We start from the raw sequence: 21,820 nt of genomic DNA, 5'->3' as shown, positions 1-21,820 counted from the left end.
CTTACTAGTGAATCACTCCCTTTCGTTTCGAATACATCAAATTTAAAGTGCCAAAGCGCTAAGAATTGAAAGACGACGACTGGCTCCGCCAGAGTAGATGATGAACAATACTTGGCGACCAGAGGGAGAGAAGTCTCCTTACTAGTGAATCACTCCTCTTCGTTTCGAACGCATCAAATTCCAAGTGCTAAAGCGCTAAGAATTGAAAGGCAACGACTGGCTATACCAGAGTAGATGATGAACAATACTTGGCGATCCAAGAGAGAGAAGTCGCCGTACTATAGAATCACTCCCCTACGTTTCGAACGCATCAAATTCCAAGTGCTAAAGCGCTAAGAATTGAAAGGCAACGACTGGCTATACCAAAGTAGAAGATGAAGAATACTTGCAGAACGCGGAGAGAGGTAATCTTTCTAAAAATCTACAAGTTCATAGACAATGCTGAATAGCTAAGTATATAATTGAAACAAAATAATGAAGAGTGGAGGGGTTTGGAGATGAAAGAGTTTATTGGTGAACATGATAATAATAAGATCAAAGTATTAGACTTTTTAATAAATGAAAATAAAAGTGTAAATATGTCAGAGATATGTTCGGCAACACAACTATCATACAAAACTGTTCGTAGTGTTATTGACTCTTTTGAAGAGAATACATATATTGATAAAAAGAATCTAGAGATATACTACAATAAGGTGGGGAAAATTGAATCGGTCAAGCTTAGTAATAGTTCACATGTGGATGTCTCTTTTTTCTATTTAGAGAAGTCCATTTTATTTATTATGATTAAAGAGTTGTTTTTAAAAGGACGAGTTGAAAATAAATATATTTGTGAAAACTACTACATCAGCACAACTACATGCATAAGGTATAAAAAAAAGCTTAGGGATTTACTAGAAAGCTTTGGACTTGAAATGTCTGTTAATGGTGAATTGAAAAGTGAAGAGTATCGTATTCGTAATTTCTTCTTGCATTTTTTTTCCAACGCTAGTTCTAATTGGATCTTTTCAAACGAAGCATATAACTTTTTAGAACATTCCTTGGATGTGGAATTTCCTGCAATTTTTCAAATGGATGCTGCTCAAAAAGAATTAATGAGATTATTATTGTACATTACTATTAAAAGGAATAGCCAAGGATATGTTCTCGTAAAAAAAAGACAAATAGATTTAGAAATGAAAGGAAAATTATTAAAAATATATACGAATATTTCTAATTATATTATTAACTACTTTCCCTATTTTGAAAATAAACCTTCAGAAATTGACTATCTTTTTGTTTCAATGCTAAGGATTCAAGTAATTAGAATGGAGAAAAATGCTGAAGAAAACCAACTGATAGTCAATATTAAAAATACGCCTAATTTTGACGTTATATGTAATTCTTTAATAGATTTAATAATTGGAAGTTTTTTTAAAAATAATAAAAAAAATCACAATTTTATTCGCATTAGTGTGACGCTGTTTTTAATCTATGCGATAGCAAGTTTTCATGATACAAGAAGATTTTTTTACGAGTATGAAGAAGAAGTTTATACAAAGCGAAATGTTTATGAAGATGAATTATTCAAAAGAGTCACAAAGATAGTCGAGAATTGGGAAAGTGAACATGATGTATTCTCAAGACTTTTAAACATCCGAGGAGAAAAAAATCAGATATCATTTAAAAGGCAAGTTTATTTACTAGTCTACAGTCTGATATGTCGACTGGAACCAGTTCAAAATAAAGAGAAAGTCAAAATATATGTTCAAAATTCTAAAGTATATATCGCAGATATTATTCGTAGAAAAATTGAAACTATTTTTTCAGATAAAGTGACAATATTAGATGTATATAGTTCAGATATTGACCTTTTTGTTACAGACAAAGAGTATAAGGTGACCGATATTTCAAGTAATAAAGTATTTGTACAGACTTTTTCTGATTGTTATGCTATTCATCGATTAATTGAAGCAATAGACAATGAAATTTTAAATAAAGTAAACTCTGCGCCATTTAAAATTGATAATTGATAAGTCGCAAGGAATCAAAGATATTTATAGAAGAGTGTACAACCAAACTAAAAATTAGTTTGGTTGTACACTTTTTTATCATGCCATTTAGGGATAACTCGTTAGGAAAAACTGAATAATTAAGTCGATAAAAAATGATATAAATAATAAAGAAATGAAAAACATTTATTTTTAGTAATTAATAAATATATTTTCTTTTGTGTTTTTTAATTATTAAATAATAAAGAAGAAAGTCAGTAAATATAATGCAAATGCAATAATTAGGAGGTTTTTTAATAGTGGAACACATTGTATTAATTACATTAAATAAAAAGAATGCACAACCATATATTCAGGAATTTGAAGCTTCAGGAGGAAAAGTGGATATTTTACTACCAAGTGAACTGGATTTTATAGATAACAATGATTTCTCTCCAGGAATTATTTGTATTCTAGAAGATAACGTATTGGCAGCTGGAGAAATTGGTCAATTGATATTATCTGTAAAAAAGTATGATCCATCGTATTTATGGGTATTTTCTTTGTCAGATCAACTACCATATAGATTAGTTTATTCCAGTTTGGGAGCCGATGGCACTATTTGTGTAAAAGAAATGGCAACAGTTCAAGAATTAATCCGTTTCAGCTTCCATCAAATAGAAAAATTAAAGCATTTGAAAAATAATTTTGTAAAAGAATCGTTTCCTGAAAAACAGTCAAGTACAAGGACAAAGAAAACAGGAATATCAGGATTCAAATTGAAAGAAAGTAACCTAAGTATTTGTATAGAAGAAACGGAAATCTTTTTGACACGATTAGAGTTTCGATTTATGAGTATTTTAAATGAAAACTTAGGCAGAGCTGTTACATATCAGGAGTTAGGTGAGTATGTTTGGAGTGACAATAGTGCAGATTGGAAGATCAGTAGGTATCGTACAGCAAATATTGTTTATAAATTAAGATGCAAAATTGAAAAACATAATAAAAGTTCGGACGTTATCCAAACGGTACGTTCAATGGGGTACAGAGTGGGAAGTAAATAAGCTTTAAAAAGAAGTATAAACCAGTATAGCTGTTTTGTATTAGGGTATTGTCAAAGTTTAGGTTGGATGGGGTGGGAAAGAAGACAGAAGGTAATAGCTGATTCAAAAACTAAGAACTTTATGGCAGTTATTACTTTTAGAAAGGAGGAAAAGTAATGAGGAAGTTTATTAAGCTAAAGCGAAGATATAAAGTAGTTGTTTGTTTGTGTATGTTTTTTGGAGTGACTACGTTCTTCTTGTTAACAAATCGCTTTAATACAAATATTAAAGCACATCCAGTTGATATAAGCACTATTGATGCAGGGACTGATTTGGCGGTATCCATTCCTATAGATTCACCACCAATTTATGAACCGGAGTTAAAACCTAAGTATCCAGATTACTTCCAAGGAGATTCCAGTGTTATCAATTTAACAAAAGAAGAACTTTACGGAAGCAGTTCACCAATCAATGATACGGTTTATGGTGCGGTAAAAACAGCAAATGGAAATATTTTGGAGATATGGTCTCATTCAACTTACGGATTAGAAAATCCTGATTGGATGGTAGTATCTGAAGTTGTTCTTCTTTCAAAAGATAATCAAATTATTAAAAGATTATGGATAGATGGGAAGACACCAGATTTAAATTCAACTAAAAATAATAATGAAATCCAAAAATCAGAAAGTAGCTTTGAACTAATTGCTGATAATAAAAATGGAACATACAGCATCGTTTATTCAGGTTATGTTGGAGATGAGAAAGGACCTGCGATTTTGACAGTTGATACTGATCTAAATGTGGTTAGTCGAAAGATCATTTCAAGTGGAAATTTTGCTTTAGAAGGACAAACTTATAATCGATCAAGTACGGATTTTGACGACAATATTTATAAAACATCTTACATTTATTGGCGATCAACCGAAAAGAGAAATTACAACGTCTTTACTGTGTCAGAAGATGGTTTATATTCAACCTTGAATAAATTGGAAGCGATGGATGCGGACGATTTATATTCTAAAAAGTTAGGGGCTCCCAAACCAATTTCAGCATATGACGGATTAGCACAGGTAACTAGAGCTAGAAATGGCGATTTTATTGGAGTCGCAACACTAGGGAAAACAGACCGAACAGTAGATATACCGCAATATTCATTTCTAAACGTGTGGGATGCTACTACTGGAAAAATAAAATACAGGTATGAACCTTCATCAGGAGATACTTCAATTAGTATTAAGAGTGAAATTTCTGATGTTGATAATATCTATTTTTTTGAATCAAGTTCAACTAAAAATCCATTATATTTGAAATGTTTAGACACTGTTACTGGAGCGGTTCGTCTAGTGAAAGAATATCCTAGAGGAACGAGCCCAAGTTCTTTTCATTTTTCAAGAAATGAACATACAGGAAAAGTAGTATTTTTCGGATATATATCATCATTTACAGGTGATTTTAAAGGGTATGGAACAGAGCCTAGTGTTGTTTCAGGATTTATGGATAAAAACTTTAATATTGAAAGTATGTCTGCTATAGGTACAGGTGGGGAACGTGTCTTACCTAACGCCATTGTTTCTATGGAAGGAGATAATGTCCATTTAGCGGGAACTTTACAAGGAACGCAGTTTGTAGGCTCATATCCAGGTGGCGGACCTACAGCTAAACGAGTAGATACTAAAAACAATATTTTTTATGGAACTATCAAACAAGTTGCAGATTTTCCGCCTGTTATTCGGGCACCGAAAGATCAATTGATTAATCCTAACAATCCAATTTATCAAATTCCTGAAAATGTAGAGAGAAAACTATTGACTGGTTCTCCAACAGGTAAATTTGAGCATAGTAATGCCGTGAAAGTTTACGATTTTTATGATTTCAATAAAAGTATGGATTTAAAAGATCAACCATGGTTAAATGCCAGAATTAACCGTAATCCTCACGATATTACACAACCAATTGATTGGAAAGCGTTAGGTTTTGATATAAATCAAACAGGACCTCAACAAGTTACCTATTTTGTAACAGACTCTCAAAAACAATTTTCGGTTACATCAAGTATTGTGAGTGTTTTATCAAATAAATCTGTCTACAATGACAAAGCTGTGATGGATGCGCATAATTTTGCGATTAGTTTTGAACAAGCGCAGACGCTAACAGAAAGTATGCTAAGAAGAACGAATGATTTTGCCAGGTTGTACGCCTGGGATAGGATTAAAGGCAATAGACTTTCCGGCGGGATATTAAATGTTGAAGTAGATCAGGAAGATTTAAAAAGAATCAATAATGCGTCCTCTACTAATCCAAAAGAAACGCAAATATATGATTTAACTTTCCGGCTAAAATACGGTGCTATTGCAGGGGAGCCAATGAAAGAAATAAAAGTAAAAGTATTCATTGGTGGAGAAGCTGATGGCGATTATGTCTTTAGCACAAGCTCTAACAAGTTCCCAATCTTTTGGGATATATCTAAATCTATTTCAAGTGATCAACTCTTGAAGAAAGAATATGGAAATGTAAAAGCATATCAAATTTCTAAAGGAACGCTAATTGATGAAACTCAAAATAAATTAAAAGTGAAAGATGACTCTCTTCAAGTATTTAGAAAAGCAGAGCCAGTTTCAGGTGCTATTAGTCAAGGAGTGATCCTTCAGATTTTAGCAAAAGATAATTCTGTTTTAGCAGAAAGTAAAAAGCTAGATCAAACAGTTGGGACAATAGATTATCGTTATGAGGATATTTCGGTTTCTTTTATAGATGAAGAAGGGATGAAACTTTATGATGAAAATGATCAAGACGTTACAACGAATCTAGTTAAATTGCCTAAGCAAATAGTTGGAAAACCATTTATTTTTGATAAAGAACCGAAAGTAATGATCGAGGTAGACAAAGCAATCAAGAGTCAAGGATATGAGTTTAAAGGGTACATTTTAGATGATAAGACAACTCAATATCCTCTTGCTGGAATGGAGATTCCTTATAAAGAAGGCAAGGGATGGCAACTATATGCGTTCTTCAAAGGTGTATTAAGATTTATCTCTGTACCAAAACAAATATCTTTTAAAGAAAGTCGCGTTTTGGCCAAAGAACAAACGGTACTGCCTGCAGACAACAATCCAGCTATCATTATCGGGGATAATCGGAAGGCAGGAGAAAAAAACGTTAAAGGGTGGCATTTGTATGCCCGTCTGGCGAAAGACTTCACCTCAGCTACGAATGATAAACTTCCAAATGTTTTATATTACGATCAAAATCTACTTGGATTCAAAAATAGTTTGATCAATACGAATCGAGTACAAACAAAGTCTATTGTTAGCTTAGATAGTACCGGACACTTTAGTTTACAAGTACCAATCGGAACAGCTAAGAAAAAATCCTACTCTGCAACAATTATCTGGGAATTGGCAACTGGGCCATAGAAAGGAGTAGTTCTAAAAATGAAAAAGAAGCTGTTTGTCTTTCTGCTTTCACTTTTATTTGTAGGGGCAATGTTTAATCGAACTGTTATTAGCTACGCAGCCGAAATGGAGTCTCGAGTCGGTTTGACATTTACAGATGACAAATTTCCAAATGCAGGCATAGCAGATACACAGAAAAATGAATCAATCAAAAAAAATCTTACAACTAAAAATATAAGTAGTAAATTTCCTGTAACAGGGGAAGAAATTGTACTTTTTCTACTATATTTAGGTCTCTTGCTTCTTTTGATTTGGTTAATAGTTATTGGTAAAAAATACAAAGGAGAGAAGCGAAAATGATGAAGGTAAGCCGTGTTCTTTTAGCATTATATTTGTCCTCTTTCCTTATTTGTGTATTTGAAACAGATGCTTTTGCTCATTCAACCAGTGGAAACATTCAATTTTTTTCAGATGATACAACAGAAGATCCAATAGATCCAACAGAACCAGGGAAACCCATTATCCCAAATCAACCACCAAGCGCTGGATCATTAAGCTTAAGTTATGTCAGTAATTTGTCATTTGGCGCACAAGCAATGTCCACTCGCTCACAAGAATATTTTGCGCAACCAGATAGTATTATGGATAAGGAAACTAATCAAGCTAAAGAAGTACCTAATTTTGTACAGTTAATAGATAAAACTGGAAAAAATTTAGGTTGGGAACTGACCGTAGCTCAAAGTAAACCATTAACTAATGAACGAGGCTTTATGTTAGAGAACACTCGATTTTCTTTCCGAAATTTAGTTCTTAAAGGACTATTATCTGATGCCACAGCACCTTATTTCCCAGAAAAAGAGATTAATTTAACAAAAGTAAATGAGCCAGTACTTGTTGCCAGAGCGACTAAAGAAACAGGGCAAGGGACTTGGTCTATCCAGTTTGGAAAGGAGGGGAACGAAGCAAATAAAAGCATATCTGTTTATATTCCTGGAAAAATCAAAAAAGAAGCTGGGCAATATAACACAACATTGATTTGGACGTTAACAAACAGTCTATAAAAAAGGAGAAAAGAGATGAAAAAGACAATATTAGCAACTGCAACACTGGGCACATTGTTGTTAGCAATAATAATGCAAGGCAATATTGCAAATGCGACGACAACAAAAGGAGATATCCACTTTTTAGAAGGAGATGGCTCTGATTCCAATGGGATAGAGGTCAGTGATCCTGGGAAAGGAGGTCAACATGAAGGAGACGGCAGTATAATCAAACCTCCAGCTGGCGGAAGTTCTACAACAGGAGCTTTACGCTTTAACTATATACCGTCTATTCGATTCGGCCAAAACCGTTTATCGACCAAGACACAAGATTTTTATGCATTGTTTGATGAGATAGAGATCGGTGGCAAAAAAGAAGAACGTCCAACCTTCTATGAGATCGTGGACTTGAGAGGCGGAACAAAAGGCTGGACCGTTAATTTAAAAAATGACCGCGTTTTTCGTTCAGCTGACGGCAAACAATTTAAAGCGACACTAGCATTCAAAGATATGACCGTTCAAAGTAATAGCTCCATTAGTAACGAGAAACAATTTCCAACTGTTCCAAAAGCTATGGAAGAGACGGCTATTGGGACAGATGCAGGTAGTTCAGTAAAAATCACTGAGGCTAAAAACGTTGAAAGTCAAGGCTACGGAAGTTGGTCTGTCCGAGTGGGGGATCTCGATAAAAAAATACCAGTTAAAGGAGATTCTGGTATTCAAAAAAATGCTGAAGCGGATGAAACAAAAACAACAAGAAATGCAGCAGTAAAATTGACTATTCCTGGAGGACAAATCATTGATACGTCCAAAGATTACAGCACAGATTTAGTTTGGGAATTGGTTTCGGCACCCTAAGCTTTAATGGGAGATCGTAACAAAATAAAGTATATGAGGAGAATAGAATGAAATTTCGAGTGTTTTTATTTAGTATGTCACAAATCCTATTGATTGGAGGGCTTAATCAAGCAACTATGACAGCTGAAGCAGAAGCGTCGACAGAGACGACCTTAGAATTTATTCCTAATGATGCAAATGGTGGAAATCCTGTCGTACCAGGAAAAGGACCCGAAGAAAGAGAGCGAATTTATCCTGAAAAAGCAGATGGAAGCTTTACAAATGGCTCTTTACGTATCGAGCATGTTCCAGCGATTCGATTTGGTCAACAAAAAATAAGTTCAAAAATTGAATATTATCAAGCCTTATGGGGAAGCGGTACAGTAGGTGAAGATGAAACAAAGGTAAAAATTCCAAGTTTTGCACAAGTCACAGATGAACGAGGGATTCAAAGTTCCTGGAAGTTGACCGTGCACCAAGAAAAAGCTTTTCAAAATACAAAGAACGAGAAAAATGAACTAGAAAATACTCGAATTGAAATTCATGAAGGTCAACTATTTAACACAGTAGAGCCAGATGCAACTGTATTAGTTAGTGGTGTCCTAGGATTAAGTGATTCTAAACCTGTAGATATTCCAGTTGGAGCAAAAGGAAATGCTCTAGAAGTCATGGCAACAAAAGAAGCAAAAACAACAGATGGTTCTAAAACATCGATTGTCTTTGCCTCATCCAAAGATTACGACAATGATGCAACCTTTTATGGCGCAGAAAAACAAGAAACACTTTCAATCGATCATGGAGGACTTAAGCTCCGCACACCAGGAAAAGATAAAAAAGAAAAAGCAACATACTCTGCCAATCTAATTTGGACACTGACAGATAGTATTTAATAAAAAACATGAAATGGGGAAAAAAAATGAAAAAACAAAGAACAATAAAACTTATTTCCACACTACTTTTGAGCAGTGTAGTATTTCTACCTATCACTAGTTTTGCTGTGACAGAAGAAAAAAATACAGAGTCAACTGTGACCTTTAAAGATAATCCAGTTGATCCAGTAAATCCAGCACCAGAATCTTTAGGTTTGGTAAAACCAGGTACGGTCGAAGACAATATTTGGATTGGCGACGATGGAGCATTTACTACGGGAAGTTTACGTTTTTCAAATATCCCTCATATTAAGTTTGGTGAAGTAAATATTAAAGCGCAATCTATGCGTTATGATGCGGTAATGCCAACCTACCAAGTAGCGACAAATGGGGAAAAACCGAAAGAAACGGATCCTAAAATCAATATTCCGCATTTTACACAAATCGTTGATGAGCGTGGAACGACAGGGCAGTTTGAAGTGAAAGTTTCCGCAACAGAATTTACGCAAGTAAATGATGCAACTAAAAAATTAAAAAATACGCGTATCGAGTTATACAATAAAACACTTAGAAATAACAAAGTGGACAAAGAAGACGCTAACGGTCGTGATGGTGATGCCTCAACATTGTTAGATGCACCAGGTCTTAAAACTGATACTGCAGTCGCTATCCCAATCAGCAAACAAAACAGTATTTCTTTATTGAAGGTAAAAGCTGGCAAAAATGCAAATGCGACTATCTCTTCAGTCGTTTTTGATAAAGAATATAAATCAGACAAGGATTATAAAGCAATAGCCAACAATACAAATGTGAAACTTTTCGTACCACAAGGAGAGCAAGCAGAAAAAGGTAAAAATTATAAAGCAACACTTACATGGGAATTGATTGATTCAATTTAAAAGAAAAGAGGGTCGAAACTTACATAAAAGCTTCGACCCGAACTTTTCCAATAATGTAGCAAATAAATAGAGGTGGAGATTATCTTGTACATAATGAAAAGAGAACTTAGTAAGAAACATTTCGTTATAAGAACAGCTATTTTAATGAGTTGTATGATAGTTTTTTTATGCGGATTACCAATACGAAGTCAGGCGAATGAAGCTGAAACAGGTGGTTTTTCAGTAAAAGCCGTTTTGCCTGAAAATCAACTGAACCCTGATGTTACATATTATGATTTACGTGTTAAACCAGGACAGGAGCAGACACTTGATTTAGAATTATACAATTCCACAAAAGAAACACAAAAAGTTGCTGTGATGATTAATCCTGGAATTACCAATGACAATGGCTTGATCGATTACTCAGAAAGAGAAAAAGACTACCAATACGATGACTCACTAACTCTTGCAATCACGGATATAGCTACAACGGATAAAGAAATAACAATCCCTGCATTGAGTAAAGTCACAACTAAAATTCGTCTAAAAGTTCCAGATCAGCCATTTAAGGGAATGGTATTGGGTGGTATTTATTTAACGTCACTTTCAGAAAATCAAGAGGAACAAGGAAATACTGAAGGTGGCATGCAAATCAAGAATAAAGTTGTCTATTCTGTAGGGATCAAATTGACAGAAAGTGATGATCCAGTTGAAGCTGATTTACTCTATGAAAAAGGCCAGACTTTAGCTGCACAAGAAGCAGGACGTAACATTATCAAATCTAAAATTAGAAATATTGCTCCGACGAACATTGACGAGATGACCTATCATGCTAAAATTTACGCTGAAAATGCTAAGGAAGTACTCGTCGAACGTGCTGTCTCAGGTTATCGCATGGCTCCTAATTCTTATTTTCACTATCAGGTTCCATGGGGAAGCCAACCGTTCAAACCAGGAAAATACCGAATTGAATTATCAGCTGAGTCAAAAGCAACAGGGCAAAACTGGCAATGGCAAGATGATTTTGAAATTACACAAGAAGAAGCAAAAGAACTGAATGAGTCCGCTATTGACTTAGAAGAGACGTACAATTGGCCGCTTTATGTAGCATTAGGAGTAGGTATTTTATTCCTAATTATTTTAGTAATCCTATTTATCAGAAGACAAAAAAAGAAAAAGCGGAAACGAAGAAAAATAGAGGCACAAAGAAAAAAGCGACAAAGAAAGAAGAGACCACAACCCACAGGAAAAAAACGTTCAGAAAAACAGATCAAGAAAAAAGGATATAAAAATGGCTAAAGAACAAAATGTTTCTGAAAAAGAAGGAATGAGCACACTAAATCCTACATCGGAGCAGGAAAAAACTGCAGAAAAAGATAGCTATTTTGTTTTAGGACAAATCGTGGTAGGTCTAAGTATTTTTGTACTAATAGGGTTTATTTTACTTTTGAGCTATCGATTATTTCCAATGAATCAAAAAGTATCTGGTAATTGGCAAACTAATGCCAATCAATCATATCAACTAAAAATATCTGGAAATCGAGCCACGTTGGTTGTGGAAAAACTTAATGGAATGGATGGTGTTCGCATGGAAGTAAATTCAACTATTTTTCCAGTCGATTCAACGCATTATCGCGGAAAAGAGACATTTGTACATCTATTGATTAATAAACAAAAACAAGATAAACAAGAGCTTGAAGCGATCAAACAACAAAGGAATTACTATAAGCTTGTAAAAGAAACAAACGAACAATTAACGTTGGAATACACATCTGAAGCAAAACTCATGGCTTTTGGGGCTGAAAATTTAGATTCCTATTTTCAGTTTGAAATAAACGCATGGCGATATGGAATAATGCCAACAAAAATCCATTTCCTAACGGAAGATTTCGTAACTGAAGACCTAATAGTAATCAAATAAAAATAAGAGGCCAAGATATAACTCTATGAGTCGTATCTTAGCCTCAAATAATCCTAATAAACAGTTGGAGTAGAAGAAAAGTTCTGTTTATTGGAATGAAAATAGATATATTTTTTTACTAGACAGAAAATTAAATTTTATTTACTGTGTTTTCCTTTTTTTCTCTTCCAGAAAAGAAGTGATCCAGCAGCTCCTGCCATAAAGGCGCCCATTCCTTGACTCATTAGTGAAGTCTCGGTTCCCGTATTTGGGAGTCTTCTTTCAGAACGAGTATTTGGAAGTTTAGTCCTAGATGGATCAGCAACTGTATTTAATCCAGGACTTGTAGTTGCCAGCACTTTTTCTTCAGCCTTCTTTTTAGGATCTACTAATGCAACAGGAGCATCGGGCAGCTGACTTGCTGCAGGTGCTTCTAATGTATTAGGTTCTGTTGGCGCTATGATCTCAATTGGTTGTTCTACCGGAGGGGTTGTTGGATCTACCTCTTCTGGCGCTGTAATATCTGGAATAATCGGATCTTCGACTTTTGGTGCTTCTTCCAGCTCTTTTGGACGTTCTAATGGATCTACATTTGTAACATCCTCTAAGTCTTCTAACTCAACCGGAACATCAGGTTGAACACTTTCTTCCGCTTCTTTATCTTCTAATTCCACGTCAGTTACACCCTCTGAGGTACCTAGTGGTATAGCTGAATCGGTTGGTTTTGATGGGCGTTCTTCTGTTAAAATTGGTAAATTGACTCCTGTGATACCAACAATTGTTTTTGTTGAAACGGTGGAAGGCGCAAGCGCTGGATTAACTGGCTCTTTTATAGGCTCCACTTTTTCAGGTATGTTGAATTCAATTGTTGGGGGGATAGGAGCTGATGGCATGTATGGTACTTCTGGAATCACAGGAGCTGTAAGTTCCAGAAGGTTCAGAGTGCCTAAGGAAATTGTTAACTCTTTAGGTACAAAGTTAGGAACTGTCACTTCTACGGGTCTTGATTGACCACTAATGCGCCAACTCATTGCAGAACCAACGCCTTGCCCGTCTAACCACCCAAGCACTGTTTCGCCAGAATCTGGATCATAAGGATCGTCATGAAGCGTAGAGAGACTGTTATTATAGACACGATCTGCTTCAGCCGCTACTCCAGCTGCAGCACCTGAAAGTCTATTGCTAGTAGTCGGTTTTTTAATCGTTTCTCCTGTTATTCCTTCAAATTCAGTTATTGCAGCAAGCATATCGGCATGTGCCGCTGTCCACTTATCAGATACACCGATGATGTATGTTGCATAGTTTTTAAGATGATCAACTGCCTCTGATCCTTGAGTTTCATAGGCTGAAACGACTTCATCCCATTTCTCCATAGTATCCATCAAATCTAGGTCATCATTAGAATAACCCAGTTGACTAAAGTCAACATTGATCGTTGCATTCACAATAGCAAGCCATTTTTCTTGCTCATTGTTAGGGTCTCCTACATTTCCTGGTTGCCAGCCAGCTAAATATTCTTGAAACTCCTTTTTATAGTCTATATTCGCTTTAATAACCGCTTTAAAAGCATTGGCGTTAGTAATAGTTTGATTCATTACTTTTTCAGCATCAGCAATATAAGCTATTAATAGTTCTTTAAAATTTTCTGGATCATAAACAAGTCCTAATCTATCCTTTAAATTTTCAGGTGCAATAGAGCTTAGGTTGTAGGCATCACTTTTTGTTTGGTAGTCGTCAATGGACAACCAAGATTCCTTCAATGCTTTATCTAGTGCTTGTTTAGCCGTATCATACGTAGCTTGCCATGCTGCTAAGTCAGCTGAAATATGATCAAAATTCGCTTCTGTGATTTTATCAGTTGGAAAATTTTTGAGAGTTTGGTTCATATTTGTTACAGCAGCGTTAATTTCTCCTTCAGCGATAACTGCCTTCTCATAGGCGGCTAATGCGTCCTCATAAGGTTTTGCTGCAGTAGTGAAGCTTTCTTTTGCAAGATCGTACTTCGTTTGTAGACTATTGAAGAGTCCAAGTGCATCAGTGTAGTCACTATTAAGTAACTTTAATTTGTCGTTTGCTGCTTGATAAGCAGTATCGGCTTTTTCCCATGCATCATTTGCATCGTTGTATAATTTGTCAACACTAGTATATTTTGTATGAAGTTTTTCAAAAGAAACTTTTACTGCTTCATATTCTTCTGAAACAGCGTTGTACTCATCTTCATGTATTTTTTGTTCAGCTGTTACTTCATTCAATTTAGTCGAAGTACTAGTGTAAATTTCAAAGGTTTTTTCATACTCTATTTTAAGATTGACATAGGAAGCTGCTAAAGCTTTATATTCATTTTCACGAAGGTCGAAGGATTCTTTTGCGTTGGCAATTGCCGTTGCTGCAGCTTTATATGCAAGTTCAGCAGTACTGTATTCTTGACCTAAGTTTTTATATTGTTCTGTTACATCATTAAAGTTCTTCATTGTTTCAGTATATTGTGATTGTAAATCTGTATATTGATTTTTAGTTGTTGCCAGTATTTGCCCCAAATTAGTAAAAGTTGTTTTTGCTTCTGAGAGATCTAATTTTAATTGGTCCAATTGATCTTTAAGCGTTCGATATTCGGGTAATAAGCGGTCATATTCGTCACGTGCTTTTTCGTATTTTTGGTTAACCGCTTCATAGGTTTTATTTGCCTCGATATATTTCTCTTCAGTGGTTTTAAACACGTCTGAACCATTTGTAAATTTAGTCTGTACCTCTTCGTAAGATACATTCAGCTGAGTAAATTGTACTTTGACTTCCTCGGATTCTTCAAGTGCCGCTTTGTATGCTGTTTCTGTTTCAGTGTAAACTTTCATTACTTGAGTGTAGCTTTCGCTGATTGTTTGATAGTCTTTTTCCAATTGTTGGTAATCAAGTTTTGCCTGATTATATTTGGTAACAAGAGAATCATATTGTTGCTTGATCGATTGGTAAGAAGCCGTAATGACTTGGTAATCGCTTGTTGCAGTATCGTAAGCTGTTTGGACTTCTTTAAATTGCTCTGTCAGTAAATCTGACTGTTCTTTAACTTGTTGATAGTTCTTATTTACTGCATTGTAGCGATCATTATTTTCATTGTATGCAGCCAAGGCAGTTGAATATTCTACTGTTCCTTCTTCATATTGTGCAAGAATTTCTGCTGCGGCTGTTCTTTTTTCATTGTACATATTCAATTCTGTTTCATAGGCAGTAAGTTGAACCTCATAGGTTGCTTTTTGTTGATCATAGGCTGTTTTAGCTGTTTCGTAAGTTTTCGTTTTCTCATCAAAAGTTGTTTTTTCAGCTTCGTAAGCGATACGTTCAGTATCATATTGTTTCGCTAATTCTTTTAATTGAGTTGATAGATCATTGTAATTGATTTTTGCTTCTTCATAAGCTTGTTTCGTGGCTTTATAGTTATCTTTGATTTTATTGTAAGCAGTAAGCTTCGTTTCGTAATCGCGAATGGATGTATCTAATTCTGATAAACGTTTTTCATATGCTGTCTTTTCAGATAAATAGCTTTCTTTAGCTGTATTGTACTCAGTTACTAGCTTTTTGTATTCATCAAGAGCCTTATCGTATTCAGATTTGATTGTTGTGTATTCCGTCTTAGCTGCTTCAAGTTCATTTTTCAATGTATTGTATAATTGCGCAGCTTTATTGAAATCTGTGGCTTTTTTGTCATAAATGATTTTCTCATTCGTATAAGTGCTGAGTAGTTTTTCATAAGCAAGCTTTTGTGTATTATAATCTGTCAGCTGCACATTATAGTTCTTTTTTGCCGCATTATAGGCTGCTTGAATCTTTTTATACGCGGCTGCAGCTTCATCATAGATTGTACGTTTATTTTCGTACTCTACACGTAAAGTTTCATAAGTAGCTTTTTTTGTCTCTGCCTCAGTGTTCAAGTTCTCATACGTTGTGAGCGCACTCAGATAGTCTTTTTGCATGTTACTAAAAATTAATTCTAATGCTTGGTAACTAGTTTGTTTTGCTTCGTACTCTTCTTTTGCTTTATTGTAATCTTCAATATGTGCTTCGAAACTCGACTTATTTGTTTCATATGTAGCTCTATGTGCTTCGTAAGTCGTAGTAGCTTTTTCGAAATCCTCTAACTGTTCTTTGTATATCTTTTTTTGCTCATCTAAATCAACTTTAAGCTTAGCGGCTGCTTCATAAGTTTTATCAGCTTCTGTTTTTGATTGATTGTACGCATCTAATGCAGCATCGTATTTGCCTTTGGTTTCTAGATAGTTTTCTTTTGCAACGGTGTATTCTTTCAATACACTAATGTAATCTTTTTCCAAAACAGGTTGAGCTGCTTGGTTTACTTGTGTTATCGTTGTAGCCAATGTTTGCACAGGAAAACTAGTTCCTACGACTATCGTGCTTGAATACAACAAAAACTTAAACGAACCTCTTTTCCATGAATCTTTCATTACACCACACGTGCCTTCCTTTTTTTAATAATATTCACACCGTAAAAATATAAAAACTTAAAGAGTGTTATATTTTCACAAATGTAATTATACATTAGGTATAAGTATAATATTTATCATATTTTTCTTTGTAATTCTAATTTTTTGATAAACTTATAAAAAACAAGGGTAAATGCTATCTATTGTAGAATTATTAGTTGTGTTAAAGACTTATATTTATTTTTTATGTAATGTTTATATATATAATATTTAGATATTTTTGAACGTGAATGAAATATAGTATATCTGTTTTGTGTTAGTTTTCTAATTTTTTTGTGACTATGAATATCTAAAAAGAAATTCAGAATAACGCTAAAAATCGTAATAAAGAAACCAATTTTTAGCCACAAAATAATCACAATTTCAGGTTATTATATATTCATACCAAACAAACAACCCTAACAAAACACTTTTTCATTTTTTAACTCCTTTTCCCACTCTTCCCCAAAGAGTGGGTTATTTGTTGTGAATCACTACGACTGGCTATGCCAGAGTAGATGATGAACAATACTTGGCGACCAAAGGGAGAGAAGTCTCCTTACTAGTGAATCACTCTCTTTCGTTAATGCATCAAATTTAAAGTGGTAAAGCCCTAAGAATTGAAAGACAACGACTGGCTATGCCAGAGTAGATGATGAACAATACTTGGCGACCAAAGGGATAGAAGTCCCCATACTATAGAATCATTCCCCTTCGTTTCGAATACATCAAATTCCAAGTGGTAAAGCCCTAAGAATTGAAAGACTACGCCAGAGTAGTTAATGAATAATACAAGGTGTCCGCAAAAAGAGTGATCCACCAAAAAACTAAGCCTAAAAAAATTGATGTTCATTTTTCGAAAGAACTTTCTAAAGATCAGCAGTAAAATAAAGCTACGAAATGAAGGGATCGATGAAAAATGAAAGAAGCAAAAGTAATGCAATTCAGAACAGCACATAAAAAAGATAAACCGCTTGTTTTACTAAATATCTGGGATGTAACAACTGCCACTGAGCTGATACAAAAAAAGATAAAGTTGATTCCCACAGGAAGTTTTGCAATGGCTGACTTTTACAGCTATCAAGATGGTGAAAAGATGCCTTTTGAAGAAATATTAGGCTTTATAGAACAAGTGAACGGAGAAAATCACTATATCACAGTAGATATTGAAGCTGGTTACGCGTCAAATTTAACTGATTTAGCTTTAAATGTTGAGGGAGTTGTCAACAACGGAGCCGTCGGTATCAATATTGAAGACAAAAGACCAAATCTAGATACCTTGTATTCCATAGAAGAACAATGTGAGCGGCTAGTTTGCATCAAACAAAAACTCAACGCCATGAAGAAAGATCTGTTTATCAATGTTAGAACTGATTTATATTTTACAGGCGACATCGTGCAAAATAATCAAAATGAGCGGTTGCTGAACCAAACAATTACTCGAATCAAAGCCTATGAAAAAACGGGAATCGATGGTATTTTTATACCAGGTTTAAAAAATAAAAAACATATCAAGAAAATCGCAGCTGAAACAACATTGCCGATCAATATTATGCTTGATATCAAAGAAGATTCGATCGCAGATTATTTAAATTCAGGTGTTTCAAGAATTAGTTTTGGGCCTTCGATTTATTTCCTTTACAATGAACAGGAGAATCAAGAATTGGCGGCTTTTTATACATCATTATTGACAGATTTGGCTGAACTGGAAGAGAAAGAACGTATTGAATTATTCAGATTAAAGTAGAAAGGGGAATGTTCAATGATCGGAGAAAAAGAAAAAAAACAGTATTACAAAGCACTGCTTGCAAAAGATTCTACCTATGACGGCATTTTCTTTGTCGGTATTAAATCAACGGGTGTTTTCTGCCATGCAACGTGTCCAGCAAGGAAACCCAAATATGAAAACTGTACTTTTTATGAAACAGCAGAAGAAGCTTTGTTATCTGGCTACAGACCATGTAAACGATGCAAACCGTTATCTTTTCCAAGAGAAATTCCACCACTCGTTCAAAAAATGGTGGAGTTAGTAGAAGAAAATCCAGAAAAGCGTTGGAAAGACCAAGACTTCGCTGAGTTGGGCATTCATTCGATGACTGCCAGAAGACAATTCAAAAAAGTCTACGGCATGACCTTTGTTCAATATGCACGTTCAAGAAGGATGGGGATGGCGTTGAAATCAATCAAAAACGGTGAGAAACGGATCAATACTCAGCTGGATGTAGGCTATGATTCATCCAGTGGATTCTATGATGCTTTTTCAAAAATCATGGGCAGAAATCCGAAACAATCAAAAGAGATCAAAATTTTATCTGCCGATTGGATCGATACGATTTTAGGTCCGATGATGAGTATTGCGAATGATGAGTACTTATATTTGTTGGAATTTGTCGACCGTCGCGGCTTGGAAAGAGAAATCGAGCGACTACGGAATCGAATGAATGCATCGATCGTTCCTGGAAAAACCAAGATCAATGAACAGATCAAAGAAGAATTAGAGTTATATTTTGAGAAGAAACTAGATGAATTTCAGACTCCATATCTGTGTTTGGGTTCTGATTTTCAAAAAAGTGTATGGCAAGCTTTGACGAAAATCAAGCGTGGTGAAACATCTTCTTATAAAGAGTTGGCGCAAGCTATCGGAAATCCTAATGGAATGCGTGCTGTTGGGAATGCGAATGGTGCGAATCAATTGGCAATCATTATTCCGTGTCATCGGGTGATCCAGACAGATGGGAGTTTAGGTGGATATGGTGGTGGCGTGGAGCGGAAGAAGTGGTTGTTGAAGCATGAGCGTGAGTATGATTTGTGAGTAGAATAAAAAGAGAGAGCCATATTTTAAGAATTGGCTCTCTCTTTTCTATTTACCAGCCTCCAGAAAAGCCGCCACCGCCGGATGACCCACCGCCACCAGAGCTGCTTCCGCCGTCCCCAGAAGATCCGCCAGAATCACTACTTCGATAGCTTGAAGGACTAAAATACTGTAACGTTTGATAACTTGATAAATTCATGCCAGGTATGGCGCCAAGAAATAAACATTTATCAAGATCCGTGATCGCTTTTTGATAATAGTCAGACTCGATTTTTTTAAAATCCTTCTCACCCTTTTTAAAAGCTTTAGGCAATTCATTTTCAAAATTACCTGCTTCTGTTAAAAAATCTTCCTTACTGGTATCTTGACCTTTTAACAGATGATAGGAAACAAGTAAAACTAGTAATTTTTCTTTTTGTTTTGTGTAAAATGATTTTGATACATGTTCTTTTACATAAACTTGCACAATCTTTCTCGTTTGCATGAAAGCAACTCTGGCTTGAACAATTTTTTGTAAAATTTCTAAGTAGTCACTATCTGATTTTTTCAGTCTTGGTTGTAGTTGTTCTTTAGCCTGAGTGATTTTCTGTGGTTTTGATAAGAAGTCGTCTAAACTTTGAGCATATTCTTCATAGTAGCGCTCGCTGACTTCTAAACACATGGTGCAATAAGTTAGCTTGTTGGCTGGGGTAAGGTGATGCATACGATATTTCCCAAGTTGGGTTGCATAATCAATGACATCGCTAGTAAATAAAATCTTAGTTAAATAGTGTTGTAAAGGTTTATAGTTATCAAAATTGGCTAGAATCAATATCCTAATAGGTGCTTCTTTAACATAAAGCATAATCGCTTTTTCCCTCACAGCTACTTTACCTAGCCAACGTACTTGTAATTCTTGGATTGAATCAAACAGGGGCTTTTTTAAAAGCCGTTCTTCTAAGAAACTCCTTAAGAAAAGAAAGCCGATAAATAGACTCAAAGCAACCAAAGTTGATAGGACAAAATGATCCATGATAAAAGCAAAAGCACTCCCAATATAGTTTGAAAAATTCTTTTTCGGTTCTACATAGTGATATTCAGAGTCGTCATAAGAGTTACTTGCCTGTGCTATATCTTGAACTTCCTTTTTTGCTACTTCGTAATTGCCATAACGTTCATTGACGATCGTTATGATATTGTGGCTGATGATAGTCAAACCTTGATCATACTTTTCTTCACGAAACAATTGTTCCACGTTTGTAGGGACGATGTCACGCTTCATACTATCTGTGATCACGTCTTCTACACCATATCCAACTTCTAAACGATATTTCCGATCAGACACTGCAATGACGAAAAGAAAACCATTGTTTCGGTCTTTATCACCGATACCTAATGTTTGAAATGTTTCATTTGCGTAGGTTTCGATCGTTTCGTTTTTCGGTAATTTTTTGATAGTTTTTAGAACGAATTGCGGACTGCCAGGTAGTTGTTTGAAGTCTGATTCGTTTGCTTGAATGATCGCTTGTTTTGTTTCTTCGCTTAATAGACCAGCTTGATCATCGACGAAGAAACTTTCGGCTGTGCTGATTTGTGGAGAGAATAGAGCGAATAGGAAGATAGTAGTGAGGAATAGGATTGTTTTAAAAAAGGTTGCTTGGGTAAAGTGTGTGTGTTTTTTATGTGTGTGATTTGAGTTCATTTTGCTCCTTTTGATTGTGTTGGCTTAGTTTTTTAGAAAAGTGTTGTTTCTTTTTTTGTTCTTCTTTATGTTCCTTAGATTTAGAACCGTACCATAATTTTTTCTCTATTTTAAATTTTTGTCTAAATTCCTCTGAAAATTCATTCAAAAAATATATTCGTGCCATCGTTTCAGATAGCCAAGGAAATGCATAAATGCTAAAAATAGAGAATAGAATAGGTATTACTGGAACAAGTGCCAAGATAATTCTGCCTTCTATGTTTGGTTTAGGTGTTTGATTAGACAGCTCATTTGAAAATATATTGCTTACGACAGATGCTATAAAAAGAATTGTCAAAATGGATTTAATCATTTTAGGATTTTCAGTCATTAATTTACTTAATCGATCAGCTTCTTGATTTTTGTAAATTAAATTTTTAATTTTTTTGATTGATTTGATTATACTGAAAATAAAACAACCTGAGACGACTAAAATATTGAAGATTCTCAAGTAAGGATTTTTTGTCAACAATTGTAAGTCAATAATCAACAACCAATAAAAGATTACGCTAAGTTGCGCTAACCAAACATTGGATTTATATGCTAACTTAATATTGTTTCGACATCTATATTTGGCACCTAAGAAAATCATATTAAAAAGAAAATATAGACAGAATAGCATCACGAACCATTTTAAGGACAACGTGAATTGGTACTCATTTGTAGTGCCTGAAAAGGTTGGGTTTCCCACTAAAAAATAGCCAAACCAATACAACGCTTGTACGGAACCAGCAAAAAAAATTGCAGCTATTAACCGTTTACCAAAAGACATATTTTCTGCTTTTATATACCCTTCCTTGGCCATCTTTTCTGAGACAGTATTTTCTATTTGTTCAAATCTAATGCTCTTTTTCATGTTGTAATCCTCTTCCTTTTCTACCAAGTAA

At 34.9% G+C, this 21,820-nt stretch carries 15 protein-coding genes; 12 read left to right on the top strand and 3 right to left on the bottom strand.

Annotated elements, in window-relative coordinates; genetic code table 11:
* Positions 1 to 497 precede the first annotated feature (497 nt).
* From A5821_RS11815 to A5821_RS11770, 10 genes are all read left to right on the top strand, one after another.
* A complete protein-coding gene (locus A5821_RS11815) occupies positions 498 to 2,012 on the top strand; it encodes a helix-turn-helix domain-containing protein (RefSeq protein ID WP_086314758.1) in 1,515 nt (504 codons plus the stop codon).
* Positions 2,013 to 2,290: 278 nt separating this feature from the next.
* Positions 2,291 to 3,034 carry a winged helix-turn-helix domain-containing protein gene (locus tag A5821_RS11810; RefSeq protein ID WP_086314757.1) on the top strand — a complete coding sequence of 248 codons (744 nt, stop codon included), beginning with the start codon at positions 2,291 to 2,293 and terminating at the stop codon, positions 3,032 to 3,034.
* 155 nt (positions 3,035 to 3,189) lie between these two features.
* Positions 3,190 to 6,426, top strand: coding sequence for a hypothetical protein (locus A5821_RS11805; RefSeq protein WP_086314756.1), 3,237 nt, complete (start codon positions 3,190 to 3,192; stop codon positions 6,424 to 6,426).
* A gap of 18 nt (positions 6,427 to 6,444) precedes the next feature.
* Positions 6,445 to 6,765 (top strand): LPXTG cell wall anchor domain-containing protein, encoded by a 321-nt coding sequence (locus A5821_RS11800; protein ID WP_086314755.1) that lies wholly within the window; start codon positions 6,445 to 6,447, stop codon positions 6,763 to 6,765.
* Positions 6,762 to 7,466: a WxL domain-containing protein gene (locus tag A5821_RS11795; RefSeq protein ID WP_086314754.1), complete on the top strand. Its 705-nt coding sequence runs from the start codon at positions 6,762 to 6,764 to the stop codon at positions 7,464 to 7,466. Before A5821_RS11800 ends, A5821_RS11795 begins: the two co-directional genes overlap by 4 nt.
* Before the next feature lie 15 nt (positions 7,467 to 7,481).
* Complete coding sequence (locus A5821_RS11790; RefSeq protein ID WP_086314753.1) at positions 7,482 to 8,303, top strand: WxL domain-containing protein; 822 nt, start codon at positions 7,482 to 7,484, stop codon at positions 8,301 to 8,303.
* A 47-nt stretch (positions 8,304 to 8,350) separates the two neighbouring features.
* Positions 8,351 to 9,172, top strand: a complete 822-nt coding sequence (locus A5821_RS11785; RefSeq protein ID WP_086314752.1) for a WxL domain-containing protein — start codon at positions 8,351 to 8,353, stop codon at positions 9,170 to 9,172.
* A 26-nt stretch (positions 9,173 to 9,198) separates the two neighbouring features.
* Positions 9,199 to 10,050, top strand: a complete 852-nt coding sequence (locus A5821_RS11780; RefSeq protein WP_170923030.1) for a WxL domain-containing protein — start codon at positions 9,199 to 9,201, stop codon at positions 10,048 to 10,050.
* Positions 10,051 to 10,143: 93 nt separating this feature from the next.
* On the top strand, positions 10,144 to 11,328 hold the full coding sequence (locus A5821_RS11775) for a DUF916 and DUF3324 domain-containing protein (RefSeq protein ID WP_086314750.1): 1,185 nt from the start codon (positions 10,144 to 10,146) through the stop codon (positions 11,326 to 11,328).
* Positions 11,321 to 11,950, top strand: a complete 630-nt coding sequence (locus A5821_RS11770) for a hypothetical protein (RefSeq protein WP_086314749.1) — start codon at positions 11,321 to 11,323, stop codon at positions 11,948 to 11,950. Before A5821_RS11775 ends, A5821_RS11770 begins: the two co-directional genes overlap by 8 nt.
* A 137-nt stretch (positions 11,951 to 12,087) precedes the next feature.
* Here A5821_RS11770 and A5821_RS11765 read toward each other — a convergent pair whose 3' ends face one another.
* Positions 12,088 to 16,383, bottom strand: a complete 4,296-nt coding sequence (locus tag A5821_RS11765; protein ID WP_086314748.1) for an LPXTG cell wall anchor domain-containing protein — start codon at positions 16,381 to 16,383, stop codon at positions 12,088 to 12,090.
* Between the two features lie 937 nt (positions 16,384 to 17,320).
* Between A5821_RS11765 and A5821_RS11760 the strand changes: the two genes are divergently transcribed.
* Both A5821_RS11760 and A5821_RS11755 read left to right on the top strand, forming a co-directional pair.
* Positions 17,321 to 18,148, top strand: coding sequence for an isocitrate lyase/PEP mutase family protein (locus A5821_RS11760; protein ID WP_086314747.1), 828 nt, complete (start codon positions 17,321 to 17,323; stop codon positions 18,146 to 18,148).
* Positions 18,149 to 18,163: 15 nt separating this feature from the next.
* Positions 18,164 to 19,213, top strand: a complete 1,050-nt coding sequence (locus A5821_RS11755; protein WP_086314746.1) for a bifunctional transcriptional activator/DNA repair enzyme AdaA — start codon at positions 18,164 to 18,166, stop codon at positions 19,211 to 19,213.
* A gap of 52 nt (positions 19,214 to 19,265) precedes the next feature.
* Here the strand turns inward: A5821_RS11755 and A5821_RS11750 are convergent, their stop codons facing one another.
* The gene (locus tag A5821_RS11750; RefSeq protein ID WP_086314745.1) at positions 19,266 to 20,894 is read right to left on the bottom strand and encodes a TPM domain-containing protein; all 1,629 of its coding nucleotides are present in this window, start codon (positions 20,892 to 20,894) and stop codon (positions 19,266 to 19,268) included.
* Positions 20,872 to 21,789 carry a hypothetical protein gene (locus A5821_RS11745; RefSeq protein WP_086314744.1) on the bottom strand — a complete coding sequence of 306 codons (918 nt, stop codon included), beginning with the start codon at positions 21,787 to 21,789 and terminating at the stop codon, positions 20,872 to 20,874. The genes A5821_RS11750 and A5821_RS11745 overlap by 23 nt, the downstream gene beginning before the upstream one ends.
* Positions 21,790 to 21,820 lie beyond the last annotated feature (31 nt).

Source organism: Enterococcus sp. 7F3_DIV0205 (genome assembly GCF_002141365.2).
Lineage (GTDB): Bacteria > Bacillota > Bacilli > Lactobacillales > Enterococcaceae > Enterococcus_L > Enterococcus_L palustris.
Note: the sequence above shows the minus strand (reverse complement) of the source record. Positions and strands in the feature narration are given on the sequence as shown.